Annotated in this window: 23 protein-coding genes; 14 read left to right on the forward strand and 9 right to left on the reverse strand. The window is 72.4% G+C overall.

What is annotated here, in order from left to right; translation table 11 throughout:
• Positions 1–70: 70 nt before the first annotated feature.
• The 8 genes from ASG52_RS01165 to ASG52_RS01195 form a co-directional block, all read right to left on the reverse strand.
• A complete protein-coding gene (locus tag ASG52_RS01165; protein ID WP_056238364.1) occupies positions 71–2,338 on the reverse strand; it encodes a TonB-dependent receptor family protein in 2,268 nt (755 codons plus the stop codon).
• Positions 2,339–2,424: 86 nt separating this feature from the next.
• Positions 2,425–3,831, reverse strand: a complete 1,407-nt coding sequence (locus ASG52_RS01170; RefSeq protein WP_056237844.1) for a PepSY-associated TM helix domain-containing protein — start codon at positions 3,829–3,831, stop codon at positions 2,425–2,427.
• A 42-nt stretch (positions 3,832–3,873) separates the two neighbouring features.
• A complete protein-coding gene (locus ASG52_RS01175; RefSeq protein WP_056237846.1) occupies positions 3,874–4,245 on the reverse strand; it encodes a hypothetical protein in 372 nt (123 codons plus the stop codon).
• Between the two features lie 279 nt (positions 4,246–4,524).
• Complete coding sequence (locus tag ASG52_RS01180) at positions 4,525–4,905, reverse strand: hypothetical protein (RefSeq protein ID WP_056237853.1); 381 nt, start codon at positions 4,903–4,905, stop codon at positions 4,525–4,527.
• A 104-nt stretch (positions 4,906–5,009) separates the two neighbouring features.
• A complete protein-coding gene (locus tag ASG52_RS27750; RefSeq protein ID WP_200945548.1) occupies positions 5,010–5,156 on the reverse strand; it encodes a hypothetical protein in 147 nt (48 codons plus the stop codon).
• A 210-nt stretch (positions 5,157–5,366) separates the two neighbouring features.
• Positions 5,367–6,713 (reverse strand): ATP-binding protein, encoded by a 1,347-nt coding sequence (locus tag ASG52_RS01185; RefSeq protein WP_056237856.1) that lies wholly within the window; start codon positions 6,711–6,713, stop codon positions 5,367–5,369.
• The gene (locus ASG52_RS01190; RefSeq protein WP_056237859.1) at positions 6,710–7,381 is read right to left on the reverse strand and encodes a response regulator transcription factor; all 672 of its coding nucleotides are present in this window, start codon (positions 7,379–7,381) and stop codon (positions 6,710–6,712) included. The genes ASG52_RS01185 and ASG52_RS01190 overlap by 4 nt, the downstream gene beginning before the upstream one ends.
• A gap of 159 nt (positions 7,382–7,540) precedes the next feature.
• Positions 7,541–7,840: a PepSY domain-containing protein gene (locus ASG52_RS01195; RefSeq protein ID WP_056237861.1), complete on the reverse strand. Its 300-nt coding sequence runs from the start codon at positions 7,838–7,840 to the stop codon at positions 7,541–7,543.
• A 162-nt stretch (positions 7,841–8,002) separates the two neighbouring features.
• Between ASG52_RS01195 and ASG52_RS01200 the strand changes: the two genes are divergently transcribed.
• The 3 genes from ASG52_RS01200 (at position 8,003) to ASG52_RS01205 (ending at position 12,271) form a co-directional block, all read left to right on the forward strand.
• Positions 8,003–8,680, forward strand: a complete 678-nt coding sequence (locus tag ASG52_RS01200; protein WP_056237862.1) for a thermonuclease family protein — start codon at positions 8,003–8,005, stop codon at positions 8,678–8,680.
• Between the two features lie 181 nt (positions 8,681–8,861).
• On the forward strand, positions 8,862–9,020 hold the full coding sequence (locus ASG52_RS26810) for a hypothetical protein (protein ID WP_156383744.1): 159 nt from the start codon (positions 8,862–8,864) through the stop codon (positions 9,018–9,020).
• 263 nt (positions 9,021–9,283) lie between these two features.
• Positions 9,284–12,271 (forward strand): AMP-binding protein, encoded by a 2,988-nt coding sequence (locus ASG52_RS01205; protein WP_056237865.1) that lies wholly within the window; start codon positions 9,284–9,286, stop codon positions 12,269–12,271.
• A 7-nt stretch (positions 12,272–12,278) separates the two neighbouring features.
• Here ASG52_RS01205 and ASG52_RS01210 read toward each other — a convergent pair whose 3' ends face one another.
• A complete protein-coding gene (locus ASG52_RS01210) occupies positions 12,279–12,488 on the reverse strand; it encodes a hypothetical protein (protein ID WP_056237867.1) in 210 nt (69 codons plus the stop codon).
• A gap of 197 nt (positions 12,489–12,685) precedes the next feature.
• Between ASG52_RS01210 and ASG52_RS01215 the strand changes: the two genes are divergently transcribed.
• From ASG52_RS01215 to ASG52_RS01260, 11 genes are all read left to right on the forward strand, one after another.
• Positions 12,686–12,928, forward strand: a complete 243-nt coding sequence (locus ASG52_RS01215) for a hypothetical protein (protein WP_056237870.1) — start codon at positions 12,686–12,688, stop codon at positions 12,926–12,928.
• A gap of 6 nt (positions 12,929–12,934) precedes the next feature.
• On the forward strand, positions 12,935–13,291 hold the full coding sequence (locus ASG52_RS01220; protein WP_056237873.1) for an MmcQ/YjbR family DNA-binding protein: 357 nt from the start codon (positions 12,935–12,937) through the stop codon (positions 13,289–13,291).
• 67 nt (positions 13,292–13,358) lie between these two features.
• Complete coding sequence (locus tag ASG52_RS28115; protein ID WP_286158904.1) at positions 13,359–13,481, forward strand: hypothetical protein; 123 nt, start codon at positions 13,359–13,361, stop codon at positions 13,479–13,481.
• Between the two features lie 140 nt (positions 13,482–13,621).
• On the forward strand, positions 13,622–13,849 hold the full coding sequence (locus ASG52_RS01225) for a hypothetical protein (RefSeq protein WP_156383745.1): 228 nt from the start codon (positions 13,622–13,624) through the stop codon (positions 13,847–13,849).
• A gap of 4 nt (positions 13,850–13,853) precedes the next feature.
• Positions 13,854–14,072, forward strand: coding sequence for a hypothetical protein (locus ASG52_RS01230; RefSeq protein ID WP_056237880.1), 219 nt, complete (start codon positions 13,854–13,856; stop codon positions 14,070–14,072).
• A 169-nt stretch (positions 14,073–14,241) separates the two neighbouring features.
• Positions 14,242–15,942 carry a circadian clock protein KaiC gene (kaiC, locus tag ASG52_RS01235; RefSeq protein WP_056237882.1) on the forward strand — a complete coding sequence of 567 codons (1,701 nt, stop codon included), beginning with the start codon at positions 14,242–14,244 and terminating at the stop codon, positions 15,940–15,942.
• Positions 15,939–16,307, forward strand: a complete 369-nt coding sequence (locus ASG52_RS01240) for a circadian clock KaiB family protein (RefSeq protein ID WP_056237886.1) — start codon at positions 15,939–15,941, stop codon at positions 16,305–16,307. Before kaiC ends, ASG52_RS01240 begins: the two co-directional genes overlap by 4 nt.
• On the forward strand, positions 16,304–16,654 hold the full coding sequence (locus ASG52_RS01245; RefSeq protein WP_056237890.1) for a circadian clock KaiB family protein: 351 nt from the start codon (positions 16,304–16,306) through the stop codon (positions 16,652–16,654). The genes ASG52_RS01240 and ASG52_RS01245 overlap by 4 nt, the downstream gene beginning before the upstream one ends.
• Complete coding sequence (locus tag ASG52_RS01250) at positions 16,644–18,407, forward strand: ATP-binding protein (RefSeq protein WP_056237893.1); 1,764 nt, start codon at positions 16,644–16,646, stop codon at positions 18,405–18,407. Before ASG52_RS01245 ends, ASG52_RS01250 begins: the two co-directional genes overlap by 11 nt.
• A 235-nt stretch (positions 18,408–18,642) precedes the next feature.
• On the forward strand, positions 18,643–20,052 hold the full coding sequence (gene thrC / locus ASG52_RS01255) for a threonine synthase (RefSeq protein WP_056237894.1): 1,410 nt from the start codon (positions 18,643–18,645) through the stop codon (positions 20,050–20,052).
• A gap of 6 nt (positions 20,053–20,058) precedes the next feature.
• Positions 20,059–21,354, forward strand: coding sequence for a M16 family metallopeptidase (locus tag ASG52_RS01260; protein ID WP_056237898.1), 1,296 nt, complete (start codon positions 20,059–20,061; stop codon positions 21,352–21,354).
• Positions 21,355–21,365 lie beyond the last annotated feature (11 nt).

Consider the following 21,365-nt stretch of genomic DNA (forward strand, 5'->3'; position numbering starts at 1 on the left):
CGGAAGGTTGCAGGCTGGGACGGTCTAGGCGGTTCGCGCGTCCGGTCAAAGTCCCGTCCGGCAGGCGCCGTCAGAACGACAGCTTCATGCCGGCCACGAAGGTGCGCGGCGCGCCCGCGTAGATCGAGTTCGGCCGCTGGGCAATTGTCGCGACCGTGTCGGTGAGGGCGTTGGCGACCGGGTTGGCGGAGGCGACATAGACCGTGTCCAACACGTTGCGGACCTCGCCGTAGAGATCGATCCGCTTGGCGTAGCCGTCCGGCAACAGCGCCGAATAGTGGAGGTTGAGGTTGACGATCGCGTAGCCCGGAATCTTCAGCAGGTTGGCGTTGTCGGCGAAGTAACCGCCCTGCGCCACCACCTCCGCGAAGCCGCCGAGCCCGGCCAGCGGACCCGCCGGCACGTCGTAGCCGACGCGGGCGAGGAGCTGGTGGTCGGGCACGCCGGGGATGCGGTTGCCGGCCCGGTTCAGAGCCTGAATGCTGCCCGCGGTCCCTCTCAGCTGCTCGACGTAATCGGTGTAGACCTGATCGTCGAAGGTGTAGGCGAGCACGCCGTTCCAGCCCGGCGCGAAGGCGTAGGTCGCGGCCAGTTCGATGCCGCGATGCTCGGAGGCCGGTGCGTTGAACGTGTAGTTGGGGCCTCCTGTCAGGGGCACTTGCGAGACGAACTCGTTGCGGAAGAACTCGTAGAAGCCGGTGAGGCTGAGCTTCAGCCCCTCGACCGCGAGCCAGTCGGCCCCGAGGTCGAAACCGAGATTCTCCTGCGTCTTCAGGCCGGTGTTGTTGCCGGGAACGCCCAGCGGCGTGATGAACAGCGACGAGAACGAGGGCGTGGCGTAGCCGGTGGCGACCCGGCCGCGCAGGGCCCAGGTCGGGTCCGGCTGATAGACGAGCGCGAGTTCGGGCGCGACGTTGAGGAAGCGGCGGTCGGCGATGGCACGCGGCAGCGTCTCGGTCCCGTCGGGCGCGAAGGTGCGGTTGCGCCCGGTGATGGTCGAGTTCTCCACCGAGAGGCCGGTGACGGCCTTCCATTCGGGCGAGAGTTCGAGTTCCAGCCGCGCCCGACCGCCGAGGTTCGATTGCACCGCGTCCTGCAGCGCGACGAGCGAGCCGAGCCGGGCGCCGCCCAGCGCCGTGAGGTTGAAGGTCGAGGCGGTGACGTCGACGGCGCTGTAGGACAGCGCCACGTAGCCGACGGCCGGAAGTCCCAAAAATTCGCCGCGGCGGGTGAGGTCGGTGAGCAGGTTGTAGGAGGGCAGGCTGCCGCGGCCGGACGAGGTGTAGAACGGCTGGTTGTAGTTACGCTCGTCGAAGCCGACCTGCACCCGCCACGTCGTCTGCGCGTCGATGTCGTGCTCCCAGCGCCCCGCCACGATGGTGCGGCGGTCGTTGCGGCGGAAGCCCGCCTGCGCGGCGGTGGCCGGAATGCCGCCGAGGGTGAACTTGGCGCAGCCGAGCGCGGCGGTGTCCGCCGTATCGCAGCGGCGCTGATACGGGTTGAGATAAAAATCGGTCAGCGAGGAGCGGCCGGGGATGTTGGCGTCGATCTCGTTGTTGATGACCTTGAGGGTGAAGCGGTTGTCGGGCGTCGGCGTGTAGCTCGCCAGCAGGTTGACGGTCTGCGTGTCGTAGGACGCGTGCTGCTGGTAGCCGTTGCCGCGCACGTCGCTGGCGAACAGGCTGACCTCGAACGGGCCGCTGGCCCCGCCGACGGTGAAATAGTTGCTCAGGTAGCCGAAGCTGCCGGCATCCACGCCGACCTCGTACCCATCGATCTCGCGGCCGGTGCGGGTGCGGAAGGCCAGCGCGCCGCCGGTGGCATAGTTGCCGAACAGGGCCGATTGCGGCCCCCGAAACACGTCGATACGGGAATAGGCGCGGGGATCGACGAGGTCGAAGCGCGAGGCGCCGTCGGCCTGCGTCACCGGAAAACCGTCCTCCAGCACCACCATGTTGCGGGTCACGCCGGTGGAGCGGGCGTTGTTGCCGCGGATCGAGATAACGACGTCGCGCCCGCCGTTGCCCTGGCGCACGGTGACGCCGGGGCTGTCGAGCAGCACCGAGCCGATGCTGGTGGCGGGCCGGTTGGCGATGGCCTCGCGCCCGACCGCGGTGACGATCTGCCCGACCGGCCGCTCGATCGGCAGCGCCGCCGCACCGGGCGCCGCCGCCACCCCGAACTTTTTTGCTGGTTGAGAGAGTGCGCCCTGGCCGTTGCCCCGGCCTTCGCCGGCCACGGAAATCTCTTCGAGGGTCACGGCTTCGGGCGCGGCTTGGGCGGCAAATGGCTGTGCGGCAAGCAGACAGAGGGCGGCGCGGCGCAAGGGGGCGGGCATGACGGGCTCGTCGGAAACGGAAAAGGGAAGCGGCGCCGGAGGCGGCCGCGGATGGCGTGTCGGCGGGATCGAGGGGCCCGGCCGGATCAGGAGGCGTGCGCGGCCGGGCGCAGGGCGCGGGGGCGCAGCCACGCGCGGGCGCCGAGGTCGAGGCCGATCAGGGCGAGGATCGCGAGCCCCGTGAGCGGAAACAGCGCGCCGAGGCCGAGCACGAGCCCGGTCACGCCCGCCATCACTCGGCCGTCGCGCGGCAGCGGCGGCACGCCGAGCCGGCCCGCGGGGCGGCGCTTCCACCACATCACCCCCGCGGTGACCGAGAGCAGGATCGTGGCGAGGCAGAAGGCCAGCATGGCGAGCTGGTTCGCGCGCCCGAAGAATTCGCCCTTGTGCAGGCCGATGCCGAGCTGGATCGCCTGCCCCACCGGGCCGATCTGCGAGAACCGCACATCGACCAGGGGCTGGCCGGTATACTGGTCGAGGGAGACCATGCGCTGGGCCGTCACGTCGCGGGGATAGGCGGCGGCGGCGTAGACGCCGGCCTCGCCGAGCGGCAGGGCGAGTTCGAAGCCCGCGGGCATGCCCATGTCGCGCACGATGTCCGCCGCCCGGTCGAGGCCGATGGCGGGCGCCGCACGCGGCTGCGAGCGGGGCACAGGCGCGTCCTGCATCGTCCAGCCGGGCTCGCTCAAGACGGCGCGCATCGGCACCGCGGAGACCGGCTTGTCGGCCCAGAGCTGGCGCGGCTGGCCGAGGCCGGCGGCGTTCGACCACGCCCGCAACTCCTGCCCCCACCAGCCCGACCACGGCAGGCCGGTGAGCGCGAGGAACAGCAGGCCGCCGCCCGCCAAAAACCCGGTGACGGCGTGGAGGTCGCGCCACCACACCCGGCGCCGCGGCGTCTCGCGCAAGCGCACCACGCCGCCGCCCCCCTTGCCCCCTTGCCCACGCGGCCACCACAGATAGGTGCCGGTGATCACGAGGATGACGGCGAAGCCCGCCACGATCTCGACGACGAGGTTCGCGGCCGAGCCGAACAGGGTGAGGCTGTGCAGCCGCCGCACCACGATGGAGAACTCCTGCGCGGCCGGCAGCGCGTCGAGGACGTGGCCGCGATACGGATCGAGGAAGACGAGCGTCTTCTCCGCCCCGATCGTCATGGTCACGAGCGCCGAGGCGGTCGGACCGGCGGGCTCGGTATAGGAGAGCGGCACGCCATCCGGCACCGCCTGCATGGCGTTGTAGACGAGGCGGTCCGGCCCGAGCGGGGTGCCGACGGGCGCCACGACGGTGCGGTGGGCGAACGCGGTGGCGTCGATCTCCGACTTGAACAGGTAGAGCGCGCCGGTAACTGCCAGCAGGATCAGGAACGGCAGGCAGATCAGCCCGGCATAGAAGTGCCAGCGCCAGACGGCGCGGTAGACGGTCTCGCGCAGCGGCACGCGCACGCGATCACGCGCGGCGGCCGGGGCGGAGCCCTGGAACGGAACGGACATGGGACGGAGAGCCGAGGTCTGAGGGATCGGAAAACGGATCGCTCAGGCGGCGGGGGGACCTCGCGGGCCGACGGCCGGATCGGGCGGGGCGCGGGCGCGCGCCGCTTCCGAGGGCGGCCATGGCAGGGGGGCGGCGGCGGGCGGCCAGTCGGCGGCCACGGCGGCGACGGGCGTCGGCGGCAGGCCGAGCTGGGGCGCCTGCGCCTGGACGCAGCAGGCGTGATGGCGGCAGGCGGGGCCCCCGTCGTCGGGCGAGCCCGTCCCGATCCCGTGCTCGGCGCAGAGGATGTCGCCGGCCATCGCGGGTGCGATCGGCGCGAGCGCGGTGAGGAAGGCCTGGAGCACGAGCGCGTAGAGCGCGATCACCCCAATGATCGCGCGGCCGGTCACGAAGCGTGGCGGGCGCTGGCGCATCGCGGCACTTAAAAGACGCCGCGGCAAACGGTCAACGCGCCCAGGCAGGGTTTGCGGGGCAATCGCGCCGCGCCGAGGTTTCGGGATCGGATGAGGGTCGCGGCGCAACACTTTACCGCGCCACACCTTTCCCGTCATTCCGAGGCCGCGCAGCGGAACCAGGAATCCACCCGTGATGCGCCGCTGAGGTGGGCGTCGCGGCCAGTCGTGGATTCCGGGGTCTCGCCTTTGGCGAGCCCGGGAATGACGGCCGAGGAGCCTGACCGACGCTGTCCGGCCTCAGCCGCCGGCCTTCAGGCTCAGGTTGGCGATCAGCCGGGCGACGTCCTTCGGGTCGGCGCGCCAGAGGCCCGCCGGCTCGTCCTCGGGGCCGGGGACGAGGCCGAGGCGCTCGGCGGTGCCGGCACGCTCGGCCGCGGGAAGTCCGGCCTCGGTCAGCGCGGCGTCCCAGGCATCGACCGCGGTGCGGGTGCCGGACTTGCAGGAGAGGTCGCCGAGCGGGCTCTCCTTCAGGATGTCGAAGCCGCAATCGGCCTGCAGGGTCGCGCGGGCCTTCATCACCTGCCCTAGGGTGGTCGCGGCGAGCGAGCCGTCCTGCGCTTGAGCCGCGAGCGGCGCCATCAGGCCCAGGGCGAGGGCGAGTGATCCGCGTGCCGACATCCGTGTCCTCCCCGCGGATCGATCCGCTTGGGGGAGAACGTGCCGCCTTTCCCGCGGTTTGTGAAGATTCTCTAAGAAGTCTCTCGCCCGCCGGACGTTTTGCCTCACGCCGCGCGGTCGGCGCGCTTGAGGGCGAGGCCCGGGCGCCCGCCGCCCTCGGCGTCCGGATTGCGGATTTCGCGCATGCGCGGCGCGTGGCCGTCGATCAGGAGCACGAGCACGGTCAACACCAACAGAACCTTGGAGGCCATGGCCTCAGAACCCTCACGCTTGTTGCGGTGCGGTATAGGCTCGAGCTCTGCGTTCTTCGCATGCGCTGGCGCACTTACATCGGTGGAGTGAGGCGGTCGGCGGCGGGAATGGTGAATGAATTGTTATGGCCGGCGGTGACTCGCGAGGCTGCGAGCCGCATCCCCTCTCCCCGCACGGCGGGGCGAGGGGATGCGCGCTTGTCGGCGTGATCACCCGGACAGGCTGGTAGAGCCCGCCGGCCAATGCAGCGTCACCCGCAGGCCCCCCAACTCGGAGCGATCGAGCCGCAGCCCGGCGCCTGCGGTCTCCGCGAGGTCGCGGGCGATGGCGATGCCGAAGCCGGTGCCGGGGCGGGTCTCGTCCCAGCGGCGACCGCGGGCGATGCCGGCGATCGCCGCCGCGCTCATGCCGGGGCCGTCGTCCTCGACCGTGAGGTGTCCACCCTCTCCGCCCGAGACGCGGATGCGGCGGTGGGCCCATTTGCGGGCGTTGTCCAAGAGGTTGCCCAGGATCTCGGTGAGGTCGCCCTCGTCGCCGGGGAAGGCGAGGGTTTCGGGCAGCGCGATCTCCCAGCGCAGGGCCTCGCCGTCGGGCAGGCGCTTGAGGGCGCCGATGATCCGCTCCGCCACCGGGGCGGCAGGGGAGACGCGCCGCCTGAGCCCCCCCGAGGCCGCCCGCGCGCGGGCGAGCGTACGCTCGACCTGGCGGGCCATGGCGCGGGCCTGCTCGGCGATCTCTTCCGAGAGGGCGGGGTCGGCGCCTTCGGTGCGGCGGGCGAGCGCGTCGAGCACGGCGAGCGGGGTTTTCAGGCCATGGGCCATGTCGGCGGCTTGGCGGCGGGCGCGCTCCAGGTCGCGCTCCTGCGCGTCGAGCAGGCGGTTGAGGTCGGCCACCAGCGGGCGCACCTCCTCCGGGAATTTTTCCGGCAGACGCGGGCGCGCGCCGGAATGGACCGCAGCGAGATCGGCCCGGAGCACCCGGAACGGGGCCAGGGCGCGACGTACGAACAGCGCCATGGCGAGCGTCAGCGCCGCGAACAGCGCGACCAGCGAGGGCACGAGCAGGCGCAGGAAGGTCGCGCGGCTCTGCGCCAGATCGCGGCGGTCCTCGGACACGGTGACGGCGAGCGCCACCGTCTCGCCGCGGGCCGGAATCGTCACGCGGCGCGTCACCGCGATCAGTCGGCTGCCGTCCGGCCCGTCGAGGTCGCCCACCGCCGGCTCCACCGTCGTGTCGGGCACGGTGCCGAGGCCGCGGTCCCAGAGCGAACGCGAGCGCAGGGTCTGCCCGCCCCCCTCGATCTGCCAGTAGAGCCCGCCATAGGGCGTGGCAAAGCGCGGGTCCGGCGGCTCCTGCGGCAGGCTGAGCGCCCCGTTGCGCCCGAGCGCGACTTGGCCCGCGATGAGCTTGGCGACCCGGTCGAGCCCGTCCGCCGTGCGGGCGTCGAGCACCCGGTCGAGGATCACGGTGAGCCCGATCCCGGCCAGCGCCAGGGCGATGGCGATCAAGGCGGCGGCGGCGAGTCCGAGGCGCAGCCGCAGGGAGTCGCGCTTCACCTGCTCTCCGGGTCGGCGGGCACGAGGTAGCCGTGGCCGCGGCGGGTCTCGACCACGCCGGGCCCGAGCTTGCGCCGCAGGCGCGTCAGCAGGGCTTCCAGCGCGTTGGCCTCGCGGTCGCTGTCGCTGCCGTGGAGATGGTCCAGGAGTTCGCCCGCGGGCACCACCTGCCCCTGGCGGTGCATCAGGAAGGCGAGCAGGCGGTATTCCAGCGCCGTCAGGTCGATCTCGCGGCCCTCGATCGAGACCGCGCGGGTGCGGGTGTCGAGTTCGACCGCACCCGCCCGCAGCACCGGCGAGGCGTGGCCCGCGGTGCGGCGCAGGATCGCCCGCAGCCGCGCCACCAACTCCTCCATCCGGAACGGCTTCTGGAGATAGTCGTCGGCGCCCGCGTCGATCCCCTCGACCCGCTCGCGCCAGCCGTCGCGGGCGGTGAGGATCAGGACGGGGAGCCGCACCCCGGCCCTGCGCAGGCGGCGCAGCACGCCGAGCCCGTCGAGCCGCGGCAGGCCGAGATCGAGCACCATCGCGTCGTAGGTCTCGGTCCCGGCCTTGAACCACGCCGCCTCGCCGTCGCCGACGCTCTCGGCGACGTAGCCGGCCCGCTCCAGCCCCGCCCGCAGGTCCGCGGCGATGCGCGGCTCGTCCTCGACGATCAGGATGCGCATGGGTGGGTTCTTTTCTTGTTTTGCCTCAAACGCCGGCAGCCGCGTCCGCGGCTTTGGTTTCTCGCTCCGTTAGACGCCTCGGCAAAGCCGAGGCCCACTGCGCGGGGCGCTCTTCGCGCCCGGAATGCGGAATGATCGCTCGGCGCAAGCCCGTCGGGCTCAATCGTCGTCGTCATCGTCGATGACCTTGAGGGAGCCGGCGTCGATCTTCACGTCGCGGCGGCGCCCGTCCGCGGAGAGGATGCGCAGCTTGTAGAACCAGCGCCCGTCGTCGCGCTTGAGATCGACCGCGACCACGTCGCCCGGCACGGCGGTCTTGGCGGCGGCGAGCACGGCGTCGAGGGGGCGGATCTCGCCCCGCTCCAGGGCGGCCCGCGCCCGCTCGCCATCGCTGTCGGCGTGGGCCGGCGTGTTTGCGAGCAGCAGGGCGATCAGGAGGAGGCGGAGCGGGCGCGGCATGGAGGGATGTCCGGGACCGGGGAGGGATGCCCGAATCCCGCTGACGCGAGGCTGACGGGCGGCGTCAGGCCGGCGCAGGAGCCCGTCTGCGAGAAGGCGGCACAGACGGAGCGCCGGCCTCGGCCGAGCCGCCCGCAACCCCTCTCGCGAAAGAGCCATCCGATGTCCCTCACCGCCACGATCGCCCTCATCTACGCCGCCTGCCTCGTGGGCGCCATCGCCAGCCCGGCCGTCACCAAGCCGACCGCCCCCGCGCCGCGCCGCCGCCCCTGGCGCCCCCCGGTGGTGCTGGCCCTGCCGCTCGCCGCGCTCATGCTCGGCGCCCCGGTCCGGCCGGCCCAGGCGGGCGAGACCGCGACCCGGATCGCCGCTCTCGCTCTTCCCGCGCCCCTCGCCGCCCCCCTCGTCACGCCGGACGTTTCCCTCGCCGGCCCGGCCACGGTGATCGACGGCGGCACGCTTGCCATCGGTGGGCAGCGGGTGCGGCTCCACGGCATCGCGACGCCGACCTTCGACCAGACCTGCTTCGACGCGCAGGAGCGCGGCTATCCGTGCGGGCGCGTCGCGGCCGAGGCGCTCGCTGCCCGGATCGGTGACGCGTCGATCGCCTGCGAGGCGCGAGGCGCCGCGGAGGACGGGGCTCCCTACGCCCGCTGCCGCCTCGGCGACGGCGACCTCGCCGCCTGGCTCGTCGAGAACGGCTACGCGGTGGCCGACCGGGGCGTCTCGGCCGACTACGCGGCGCAGGACGCGCGCGCCTGGGGCCGCCGCCGCGGTCTGTGGGCCGGCGTGTTCGACCTGCCGACGAAGGGCGCACGGACCGCGACCGCCGGGCTGTGAGGCCGGATCGATCCCGGCCCGCCGATGCCCGCAAGGATTGTGTCGAGCCCCGGCCCGATTCCGCTCAGGGTGTGTCCCTCGGGCGACATTGGCTCGGATTCGGCCGCACGTCGCAAGCAAAAGGTTGATTTCGCCAGCGTCCGCTCCGATGCTCGCCGCTTCCGCATTCAGGAGAGCGATCATGACCACGCGCGTCCAGATGGAAGCGATCAACGGCGAAGGCGTCACCCGCCTCCAGCCGGAGACGATCAACGGCGAAGGCCCCGGCATTCCGGGTGGCGTCCGCTCGCCGATGTCCTCGCTGCCGCCGATCCCGAAGGTCGTCGTCGTCCGCCTCTGAGGCGTCCGGCTGCGCCGCCCGCGGCGCGCCGACTCCCCCCTCTCGATCAGGAGAACGATATGAACATCCGCTGCCAGATGGAAACGCTCGGCGGCGAGGGCCCGCTGCCGCCTTCGCCGATCCTCGACGCCGCCTCCGAGCTTCCGCCGATCCCGAAGGTCGCCGTCGTCCGCCTCTGAGGTCGGCGGTCAGATCGCGCGCCTCGCAGCCCGCGGCCGGACCCTGTAAGGGTCGGGCGCTTCGCAGCAGGCGGTTCCGAGATCATGGACCATCGTGACGAAACCCCTCCGCGCGCGCTCGCCCGCGGCGGGGCGCTGACCCGGGATCCGGCGCTGCCGCCGACCCTGCTCGGCGTCATCGTCGCGCAGCTCGCGAGCCGGCCCGAGCGACGCATCTGGTCGATGTCCGCCGCCGGGCCTTTTCCGTCGCGGACGCACGGGGCGCTGTGGGACCGCTCCGCCCGCCTCGCGACCGGCCTCGCCGCGGTCGGGGCCGGGCCGGGCCGCCCGGTCGTCCTGCTGGTGCGCGACGTCCTCGATTTCGTCCCCGCATTCTGGGCCGGTCTGCGGGTGGGCGCCACGCTGGTACCGCTGACCGGGCAGGCCGGATCGCGCGAACTCGGCCGCGACGACGCCCCCCTGCGCGCGGCCCTGGCCCGTCTCGACGCGCCGGTCATCCTCCACGACGACGGCTTCACCGACTGGGCTGCAGTTGCGCCGGCGAGCGGCGCGCTGCCCTCCGGCACGACCCTCCTGCGGCTCGATGCCTGCGAGGCCGAGGCTCCCTTCAAGGAGGAGCGGCCCTGCGCCGAGCCGTGCTGCCTCGTCGCCACCTCGGGCTCGACCGGGCAGCTCAAGCTCGTCGCCTTGAGCCAGGAGACGATCCTCAACCGCTTCCATCAGGCCCGGCCGAAATCGCCGGTTCCGGTGGTCTACCTGTCGAGCCTGCCCATCGACGGCATCAGCGGCATCGCCGTCGCGTTCCATCTCAACCGCGAGGTCGTCCATGTCGATCTCGCCGACTTCGCGACCCGGCCGCTGCGGGTGCTCGACGCGATCGAGACCCTGGGGGTCACCCACGGGCTGATGACGAGTTCGCTCGCCGCCTACCTGCTGAAGGCGGTCGAGGGGGCCCCGGAGCGCCGCTGGGATCTCGGCGCGCTCCAGGCGATGGGGTTCGGCGCCGAGCCCGTGGTGCCGGCGGTGATGCGGCGCCTGCGCGCGCTGTTCGCCCGCAACGGCGCTCCGCATGCCCCCCTCTCCGCCGGCTACGGCACCACCGAGACCGGTGCCCTGATGGCGGGGGCCGAGCAGGGCCTGGGCCCGGCTTGCGCCGATGCCGACCCGGCCGATCTCGGGCCGCCCGCCCCCGGGGTGGACTTGCGCGTCGTCGATCCCGCGGGCGCGATCCTGCCCGAGGGGGAACTCGGCGAGGTCGAGGCCCTGTGCCCGCAGACCCTGTTCTCCGGCTATTGGGGCGAGCCGGATGCGACGCGGGCGGCCTTCACCGCCGACGGCTGGTACCGCACCGGCGATCTCGGCATCATGGCCGCCAGGTGCCTGACGCTGCACGGCCGCGCCAAGGACGTCCTCATCACCAACGGCCGCAAGCTGTCGCTGGCCGAGATCGACGCCGCGCTCCAGGCGGGGCTCGACCTCGCGGTGCGGGCCCATGCCTGCGCCGTCCACTGGCCCGGCGAGGAGAGCGAGCGCCTCGTCGTCGTGCTCGCCGCCGAGGCCGAGCCCGCCCGCCTGGAGGCGCTCGCCGCCGAGGCCGCCCGCCTCGTCGGCCGCCGCTTCGGCCTCGCGCCGGGGCGGGTCGTCGCCGTGGAGCCCGGCGCGATCCCCCTCACGGGGGCCGGCAAGATCCGCCGCCGCGCGCTCGCCGCCGACATCGCGGCGGGCCGCGTCGGCACCGTGCTGCGCCACCGGACGACGCGCCCGGACACGGCCGAAACGGCGCCGCCCGCGGAGCAGGGCATCCCGGCGATCTGGCGCGCGGTGCTGGCGATCGAGGGGCCCCTCGATGCTCAAGCGAACTTCTTCGATCTCGGCGGCGATTCCTTACGCGCGCTGGCGCTCGCCACCCGCATCGGCGAGGCTTACGGCGGCTGGATCGCCCCGGAGGCGTTCTTCGCCGATCCGACGCTCGCGACCCTGGTGCGGCTGGTGTCCGAGATCGGCGCGGCGCCCGCGCTTCCGGTCGCGCCCACGGCTGCACATCCCCTGCCCTGGCCGCTGCCGGACGACCTGCGCAGCCGTCAACTCAGCCTGATGGAGACCTGGGCCGGCACCCGCCCGACCCGCGACCGGCTGGTGGCGGGCCTCAACGTCGCGGGGCGCCGCCCGCCGCTGTTCTGGGTGTTCCAGGTCGACGCCGAGTTCCGCCAACTCGCCCGCCATCTCGGGCCGGATCAGCCGCTCTACGGCCTGCGCTCGGGCAGCGGCGTCATCCGGTACCACGAGGACGAGATTCAGCGCCTTGCCCTGCGCTACGTCCACGAGATCGTCGAGACCTGTCCCGCGGGGCCGGTCTTCCTCGGCGGCAATTGCCAGGGCGCGCTGATCGCGCTGCCGGTCGCGCAGCACCTGCTGCGGCGGGGGCGGCACGTGCCGCTGCTGGTGCTGATGGAATGGGGGTTCGCGCCGCAGCCCTATGGCGGGCGGGTGCTCCACCTCTACGGCCGCGACAGCCTCGCCCGCCATCCCGACCACCGCTACCGCGATCCCGAGCGGCTGTGGCGGCGCCTGTATCGGGACTACCGCCGGGCCGAGATTCCCGGCGCGCACGCCCAGTTCTTCCGCGACGAGAATGTCGGGGCGCTCGCCGACACCCTCACCGAGGCCATGGCCCGCGCGCTCGCCGAGCCGCCGCTGGTGCCGGTGCGCGACGCCTACCGGGCGGACCTCGCGGTGGCCGATCCGCCCGCGCGGCTGGGCCCCGGCGAGAGCCGCACCCTGGCGGTGCGGCTGCGCAATGCCGGCCCCTTCGCCTGGGACAAGGCGGCGTTCGGCCTGTCGCTGCGCAGCGTCTGGGTCGGTGGGGACCGCGAGGTCGCCGCCGTGGCGCGCGGCATCGACCTGCCGCTGCCGCTGCCCGCCGGGACGGAGACCCATTTGAGCCTGCCCGTCACCGCCCCCGAGGCACCGGGCGCCTACGATCTCGTCATCGACATCGCCGACGAGGGCTGGACTTGGGCCCCGCTCTGCGCGGCGCCCGCGTTCCGGCAGGCGGTGACGGTCGCGCCTTGAGACGGGTTCAGGCGGCCTTGCCGTTGAGCTTGCCGTCGGCGGTCGCGGCGCGGACGTCGGCGGGGGTGGGCTCGTAGGCGCACCACAGGCAATGGCCCCGCTCGGCCGCCTTCGGGTCGTTGCGCTGGGAGCAGACCGGACAGATCGTCAGCACGATCCGCTGGCCGCGCACGTAGGCGAGGCCGCGGCCCAGGAAGGTGACGGCACCTTGGGGCATGGAAGCGATTCGGTTGTGGGCGAAGGGAGTGCACGCTCCTTAACGGATCGCACCGCCAAGGCGACTCGCCCGGACGGCATAGGCCTGTCGCGCGATGAGCATGGCCGGCTTCTCGAAGACGGCTACGCGCGGGCCGCACCATCGGCCCGGCCCGCGCGTTGACGGCGCGAGTCCGGAAAAGAGAAGCAGGAGCCGTCATGTCGAAGCTGTTCATCGCCAGGGTGCGCGGGGCCGGGGGCGAGCGTCCCCTGATCACGGTGCGGGCGGCGGCCGAGGGCGAGGCCCGGTTGTTCGTCGAGGCCGCCTATCCCGAGGACGAGGTGCTGGAGGTGACCGAGCCCGGCGAGTGGGTCAGCGACGCCGACACCGGCTCCCGCTCCGGCGACGTGCGCGAGCACGCGGGCGTCGCGTGGCAGGCGCCTGCGGCGCGGGCGGAGTAATTCTCCATGTCCTGCCTGCCCGAGGACGTGCGGGCGCTCGCCCTGATGCTGCCGGACGTGGTCGAGGGCGCGCATCAGGGCCATCCCGATTTCCGGGTCGGCGGGCGCATCTTCGCCACCCTCTGGACCGAAGAGGAGCGCGTCGTGCTGCGCCTGACCCCGGAGGCGCAGGCCGCCGCGGTCGAGGCCGAGCCCGACGCCTGCGCCCCCGTCCCCGGCAACTGGGGCGAGCGCGGCTGGACCAGCCTCGATCTTTTCGGCGTCGAGGAAAACGTCCTGCGCGCCGGGCTGCTGGCGGCTTGGCGCGCCACCGCGCCCCCTGCCTTGGTCGCGCGCACCGCGGCGCTGGCGCTCGATCCGTGAGCCGAACCCGACGGAACCGCGGCGGTGGATGCCGGCTTGATCCCGACAAATCTGGAAGGAGACCCCGGTGACGCGATCGGACAGCCCCAAACCCGGCGACGACCACGAGAAGGACCGCGACCCGCCGCCCTCCCCCGCCGAGCCGCTGCCGGAGGAAGACCTGGAGCAGGTCGAGGAACAGCCGAGCTGACGGCTTGGGCATCGGCCCGACAGGTGGAGACCGGCCTTCGGAAAAGCCGATGCGGCACAGAAGCTTGGAGAAGCATCCCGGAGCCGGGACACGGGGCGCTTCTCCGGCAACCGCGGGATGTGAGCGGGAAGGACCGGGCTTTGGATCAACCGGATACGGACGACACGCCGAAACTCGCCGGCATCCTCACCTTCCCGCCGGAGGTGGTGGCCGCCTTGGACGAGCATTGCGCGGTCGAGCGCCTGCCCCGCGACAAGGCGATCTGCGAGATCGTCGCCGAGTACCTGCGGCTCAAGGGCCACCTGCGCACCAAGCCGGCCTATCTCTGCCGCTCGTCCCAGGGCGAGCCGTCCGAGAACGGGGTCTGAGGCAATGGCGACCTCGTTCAAGGGCCTCTACCTCGTCCCCCCGAAGCAACCCCGCCCGAGCCATGTCCGCGTCGCGGATGCGGAGGGCGGCGAGGCGACCCTGACCCTCGACGTCTACGAGGCCCGTGCCGGCCAGCCGCCCTGGCAGAGCCTGCCCTGGCAGGGCGAGTCCGGCCCGGTGCCGGACGACGGCGACCGGCACGGGCCCGAGATCAGCCTGTAGCGCTTCGCCTTTTGCCGAAGGGTCCGGAGCTGCGTAGGCACTCCGCCTTGCCAATCGGAGCGCCCGTGACGTACGAGCCGCGGTTCCGACTTCCGTCGAGAAGCCTGCTGCGGCGGAAGCGTCCGCCGCCCGGCGGCGACATCGACCGCACCCTGGCCGAGGCCCAGCGATGAACGAGCCTCAGGCCCAGCCCGATGCCCCGCCGGCCCTGCCGAAGGCCGCCACCGGCATCGAGGGCTTCGACGCCGTCACCTTCGGCGGCCTGCCCGCGGGCCGGCCCTCTCTGGTCTGCGGCTCCGCGGGTTGCGGCAAGACGCTGTTCGCCACCACCTTCCTGGTCAACGGCGCGACGCGCTACGGCGAGCCCGGTGTGTTCATGAGCTTCGAGGAGCGGGCCGAGGACCTCGTCGCCAACGTCGCCTCGCTCGGCTACGATCTCGACGGCCTGATCGCCAAGGGGAAGATCGCCATCGATCACGTCCGGGTCGAGCGCTCCGAGATCGAGGAGACCGGCGACTACGACCTCGAAGGCCTGTTCATTCGTCTCGGCTTCGCCGTCGACTCGATCGGCGCCAAGCGCATCGTCCTCGACACGATCGAGACCCTGTTCTCGGGCTTCTCCGACGAGGCGGTGCTGCGCGCCGAACTGCGCCGCCTGTTCGGCTGGATCAAGGATCGCGGCCTCACCGCCATCATCACCGGCGAGCGCGGGACCGGCCAGCTCACCCGCCAGGGGCTGGAGGAATACGTCTCCGACTGCGTGGTGCTGCTCGACAACCGGGTCGAGGATCAGATCACGACGCGGCGCCTGCGGGTGGTGAAGTACCGCGGCTCGCCCCACGGCACCAACGAGTATCCGTTCCTGATCGACGCCGAGGGCATCAGCGTCCTCCCCGTGACCTCGGCCGACCTCGACTATCCGGTCTCCGAGGGCGTGCTCCCCACCGGCATCGACGGCCTCGACGCCATGCTCGGGGCGGGCGGCTTCTACCGCGGCTCGGGCATCCTCGTCTCGGGCGAGTCCGGCACCGGCAAGACCATGGTCTGCGCCAGCATCGTCGATGCCGCCTGCGCCCGGGGTGAGCGCTGCCTCGCCTTCGTGTTCGAGGAGAGCGGCGAGCAGATCGCCCGCAACGCCCGCTCCATCGGCGTCGATCTCGCCCGCCACGTCGAGGCCGGCCTGCTGCGCTACGAGGCGGCCCGCCCGAGCCTCTACGGGCTGGAGATGCACCTCGCCCGGATGCAGCGCGACATCGACCGGTTCGCCCCCGACCTCGTGGTGGTCGATCCGCTCTCGGCCCTGCGCGGGCCCGATGCCGAGTTGCAGGCGACTGTTTTGCGCATGGCCGACCTGCTCAAGGGCCGGGGCATCACCGCCCTGTTCACCAGCCTGCGCGAGGACGGCGGCCTCGGCCGCGACGGCGATATCGGCCTGTCCTCGCTGATGGATGCCTGGATCAAGCTCCTCAACGTCGAGGCCAACGGCGAGCGCTCGCGCACCCTCTACGTCATCAAGGCGCGCGGCATGAGCCACTCGAATCAGGTGCGCGAGTTCATGATGTCGGGAAGCGGCCTCAGCCTCGTCGATGCCTATGTCGGTCCGGCCGGCGTCCTGACCGGGACGGCGCGGGCGGTGCAGGAGGCGGAGGAAGCGGCGCAGGATCTGCGCCGCCGCCAGGAGAACCGCCGCCGCCAGCGCGAGGCCGAGCGCCGCCGCCGCTCCCTGGATCGGCAGATCGAGGAGCTGCGCGCGGATCTCGAGGCGGTGGCCGAGGAGGAGGCGATCCTGCTCGACGAGGACGAACGGCGTGAGGCGGCGTTGTTGAGCGAGCGGCGCGTCCTCGCCGTCCGCCGGGGAGGCGAACGATGAGCGAGACAGAAATCGACTTGACCCAGTCCGACTTGCCCGACGACGGCCGCTACCGCCTGCGCCTCTACGTGGCCGGGCAGACGGCGAAGTCGCTCGCCGCCATGGCGAACCTCAGGCGCTTCTGCGAGGAGCATCTCGCCGGCCGCTACGAGATCGAGGTGATCGACCTGATGCAGAACCCGCAGCTCGCGGCGGGCGACCAGATCCTGGCGATCCCGACCCTGGTGCGCCGCCTGCCCGCGCCGTTGAAGCGCATCATCGGCGACCTATCCAACACCGAGAAGGTGCTGGTCGGCCTCGACATCCGGCCCGACCTCGACCGCGCCCCGCCGGCCAAGGGGCCGCCGGAGGCCGATCGCCCGTGAACGCACCCGACCGCATCCGCCTGCGCCTCTACGTCGCCGGCCCCTCGCCGCGCTCGGCCCGCACCATCGACCACGTCCGCCGCCTGTGCGAGGGAGCGCTCGCCGAGGCGTGCGACCTCGAGATCGTCGATCTCTACCAGCAGCCCGGTCTCGCGGCGGAGGACGGCGTCGTGGCGGCGCCGACCCTGCTGCGTCTGAGCCCCCTGCCCGTCCGGCGCGTGGCGGGCGACCTCACCGACGCGCGCCGCGTGCTGGCCACCCTCGGCCTCGACGCCGGAGGGGCGAGCCCGCCCCAGGCCGCCCAGCAGCAACAGCAGCAGGGCACCGGAGGCGGCGATGTCGCATGATCCCGACCCGCAGGCCGATCCTCAAGCGCGCATCCGCGAACTGGAGGCGCGGCTGGAAGAGGCCGAGGATACCCTCACGGCGATCCGCCAGGGCGATTTCGACGCCGTCGTGGTCGAGGGGCCGTCCGGCGAGCGGCTGGTCTACACCCTCGAGAACGCCGACCGGCCCTACCGCGTGCTGATCGAGCAGATCCAGGAGGGCGCCTTCACTCTCGGGCCGGACGGCACGGTGCTCTACGGCAACCGGCGCTTCGCCGAGATGCTCGGCGTGCCGCAGGAGCGGCTCACCGGCCAGCCGCTGGCCCGCTTCGTCGCCGAGGGCGAGGCCGCTTCCCTCGCGCGGCTGCAGCAGGAGGCGGCCTCCGCGCCCACCCGCGGCGAGCTGCGCCTGCGCGGCGGGGACGACGAGGCCGCCGAGCGCCCCGGCTACCTCTCCCTCAGCCGCCTGGAGAGCGGCGGCGACAGTGCGCTGCTCTGCGGCGTGCTCACCGACCTCACCGCCGAGCGGGTGCGCCTGCGCGAACTCGCCGAGGCCAACGGGCGCCTGCGCGCCGAGGTGGCCGAGCGCGAGCGGATCGAGGAGGCCCTGCGCCAGTCGCAGAAGATGGAGGCGGTTGGCCAGCTCACCGGCGGCGTCGCCCACGACTTCAACAACCTGCTCACCGTCATCAAGTCCTCGACCGACCTCCTCAAGCGCCCGGATCTGCCCGAGGAGCGCCGCCGCCGCTACGTCGAGGCGATCTCCGACACGGTGGCCCGCGCCGCCAAGCTCACCGGCCAGCTGCTCGCCTTCGCCCGGCGTCAGGCGCTTAAGCCCGAAGTGTTCGATGCCGGCCGCGGCGTCGCGGCGGTGGCCGACATGGTCGGCACGCTGACGGGCGCGCGCATCAAGGTCACGACCCAGATCGACCCCTGCTTCGACGCGGCCGGCGCGCCCTATGCCTGTCTCGTCGAGGCCGATCCGAGCCAGTTCGACACGGCGCTCGTCAACATGGTGGTCAACGCCCGCGACGCCATGGACGGCGAGGGCACGCTGACGATCCGCGTCGGCCACGCCGACCGCATCCCGCCCTTGCGCACCCACCCGGAGGTGGTCGGCGACTTCGTGGCGGTGTCGATCGGCGACACCGGCTCCGGCATCGCGCCCGCGGACATCAACCGCATCTTCGAGCCGTTCTTCACCACCAAGGGCGTCGGCCAGGGCACCGGCCTCGGGCTCTCCCAGGTGTTCGGCTTCGCCAAGCAATCCGGCGGCGACATCGCCGTCGAGAGCGATGTGGGCCGGGGCACCACCTTCACCCTGTTCCTGCCCCGCGCCGGCATCGCTCCCACCCCCACCGAGCCGGCGGACGAGCCCGAGCCGCTGGCGCCGGGCCACGGCACCTGCGTCCTCGTGGTCGAGGACAACCGCGAGGTCGGCGCCTTCGCCACGCAAGCCTTGGCCGAACTCGGCTACGGCACCGTCTGGGCCATGGACGCGGATCAGGCGCTGGCCGAACTGGAGCGCACGCCGGAGCGCTTCGACGTGGTCTTCACCGACGTGGTGATGCCGGGCATGAACGGCGTCGATCTCGCCCGCGCGATCCAGGCGCGTCGCCCGGACATGCCGGTGGTGCTCTCCTCGGGCTACAGCCACGTGCTGGCGGAAGACGGCCACCACGGCTTCCCGCTGCTGCACAAGCCGTACTCGGTCGAGGATCTGTCGCGGATTCTGCGGCGGGCCGCGCGGCGGAAGGGGATGCGGCGGGGGTGAGCCGGCCTGCCCTGCCCTCCACCGTCATTCCGGGGCGCCGATAGGCGAACCCGGAATCCACGACTGGGCATGACGTCGTGTGAGGCAGGCGCAACACGGGTGGATTCCGGGTTCCGCTCCGCGGCCCCGGAATGACGGCGGAAAGTGGGGGCGAGGCCGCTCTCCGACACATCCCTCCTCCGCTTCGACACGGCCGCCCGAAGGGTGTAAAGGGGCCGCCTTCCCGGAGGCCCCCTTGCTGCACGTCTCGACCCGCGGCGCCGCCGCGCCCTTGAGCTTTTCCGATGCCCTGCTCGCCGGCCTCGCCCGCGACGGCGGCCTCTACGTGCCGCAGAGCTGGCCGCAGATTTCCCGCGACGAGATCGTGGGGTTTGCAGGGCAGCGCTACGCCGAGGTCGCCAAGCGCGTCCTGCGCCCGCTGATCGACGGCGAGATTCCCGACCGCGAACTCGATGCGATGATCGAGCTGGCCTATTCGGGCTTCCGCCATCCGGCGATCTGCCCGCTGGCCCAGCTCGACGACAACCTTTTTCTGCTCGAACTTTTCCACGGCCCCACGCTCGCCTTCAAGGACGTGGCGATGCAGCTGCTCGGGCGGCTGATGGATTACGTGCTCCGGAAGAAGGGCGCGCGCGCCACCATCGTCGGCGCGACCTCGGGCGATACCGGCTCGGCGGCGGTGGAGGCGTTCAAGGGCCTCGATCAGGTCGACGTGTTCATTCTCTTCCCGCACGGGCGCGTGTCGGAGGTGCAGCGCAAGCAGATGACGAGCGTCAACGCGCCCAACGTCCACGCGCTCGCCATCGACGGCAATTTCGACGATTGCCAGAACCTCGTGAAGGCGATGTTCCAGCACGCCGACTTCGCGGATGCCGTGAAGCTGTCCGGCGTCAACTCGATCAACTGGGCGCGGGTGGCGGCCCAGACCGTCTACTACTTCACCGCCGCGGTGGCGCTGGGCGCCCCACACCGGAACGTGTCGTTCGCGGTGCCGACCGGCAATTTCGGCGACATCCTCGCCGGTTGGGTCGCCAAGAAGATGGGCTTGCCGATCGAGCGGCTGATGATCGGCACCAACGCCAACGACATCCTGGCCCGCACCCTCGAACACGGGTCGTACGAGCCGCGCGGCGTGCAGCCGACCACCTCACCGTCGATGGACATCCAGATTTCCTCGAACTTCGAGCGGCTGCTGTTCGAGGCGCTGGGGCGCGACGCCTCCTCGCTCGGGCGCCTGATGGAGGGCCTCAAGCAGTCCGGCGGTTTTTCGCTGAGCCCGGAGGTTCTGGCGACGGTGCGGGCTGAGTTCGACGCCACCGCCGTGCCCGAGACCGAGGTGGCCGACGAGATCGCCGGCTCCTTCCGCCGCACCGGCATGGTGCTCGATCCCCACAGCGCCATCGGCGTGCGCGCCGCCCGGCGACTGCTGGAGAAGGACGCGCACACGCCCGTCGTCGCGCTCGCTACCGCGCATCCGGCCAAGTTCCCCGATGCGGTCTCGCAGGCGACCGGGGCCGGGCGCCCGGCCCTGCCGTCGCATCTCGCCGACCTGATGGACCGGCCCGAGACGATGGCCCGCCTCGGCAACGATCAGGGGCAAATCGAGCGCTACATCACCGAACACGCCCGCATCACGCGGGGTTGAGGTTCCATGAACCAGCATTTCTCGACCTTCGGCGCCTCCCCCGGCCTCACCGTCACCCGGCTCGACAACGGGTTCACGGTGGCGAGCGAGACGATTCCGGGCGTGGCCACCGCGACGCTCGGGGTCTGGGTCGGGGCCGGCTCGCGCCATGAGCGGGCGGACGAGCACGGGCTTAGCCACCTCATCGAGCACATGGCGTTCAAGGGCACGACGACGCGCTCGGCCCGTGCGATCGCCGAGGAGATCGAGAATGTCGGCGGCGAGATCAACGCCGCCACCAGCACCGAATCCACCAGCTACACCGCCCGCGTGCTCGGCGAGGACGCCCGCGTGGCCCTCGACGTGCTCGGCGACATCCTGACCCATTCGGTGTTCGACGCGGGCGAACTCGCCCGCGAGAAGGGCGTGATCCTCCAAGAGTATGCCGCGATCGAGGACACCCCCGACGACGTGGTCTACGACGCCTTCATCGAGACGGCGTTTCCCGGCCAGCCCATCGGCCGCCCGATCCTGGGCCGACCGGAGACGATCAACAGCTTCGACCGCAAGGCAATCGAGGCCTACATCGCCCGCGAATACGTGCCCGGCCGCATGGTGCTGGCCGCCGCCGGCGCGGTGGAGCACGCTGAGATCGTGGACGCCGCCCAGCGGCATTTCGGCGGGCTCAAAGCCGTCGAGGCCCCGCCCGTGGTCGAGGGCGTCTATGGCGGCGGCGAGCGGCGGATGCAGAAGCGCCTGGAACAGGCCAACCTCGTCCTCGGCCTGCCCGGCCTGTCCTTCCGCGACGACGGCTACTACGCCCTGCACCTGTTCTCGCAGATCCTCGGCGGCGGGCTGACCTCGCGGCTCTGGCACGAGGTGCGCGAGACCCGCGGGCTGGCCTACGAGATCCAGGCCTTCCACTGGCCCTTCGCCGATTGCGGCCTGTTCGGCATCGGCGCCGGCACCTCGGGCGCCGACCTGCCCGAACTCATGGACGTCACCCTCGCGACCACCCGCACGGCGGCCGAGGAACTCGACGAGGCGGAATTGGCCCGCGCCAAGGCGCAGCTCAAGGTCTCGCTGCTCTCGGCGCTGGAGACGCCCGGCGGGCGCATCGAGCGCAACGCCCGGCAATTGCTCGCCTGGGGCCGGGTGATCCCGCCGCAGGAGCTGATCGCCAAGGTCGACGCCGTCACCGTCGAGGACACCCGCGCCGCCGCCCGCACCCTGCTCGCGGGCGCGCCGACGCTGGCCGCCATCGGCCCGCTCAAAGGCCTGCTGCCGCTGGCGCGGGTCGCCGGGGCGCTGCGCGGCGCCTGACACGCACGACA

The organism is Methylobacterium sp. Leaf456 (genome assembly GCF_001425465.1).
Lineage (GTDB): Bacteria > Pseudomonadota > Alphaproteobacteria > Rhizobiales > Beijerinckiaceae > Methylobacterium.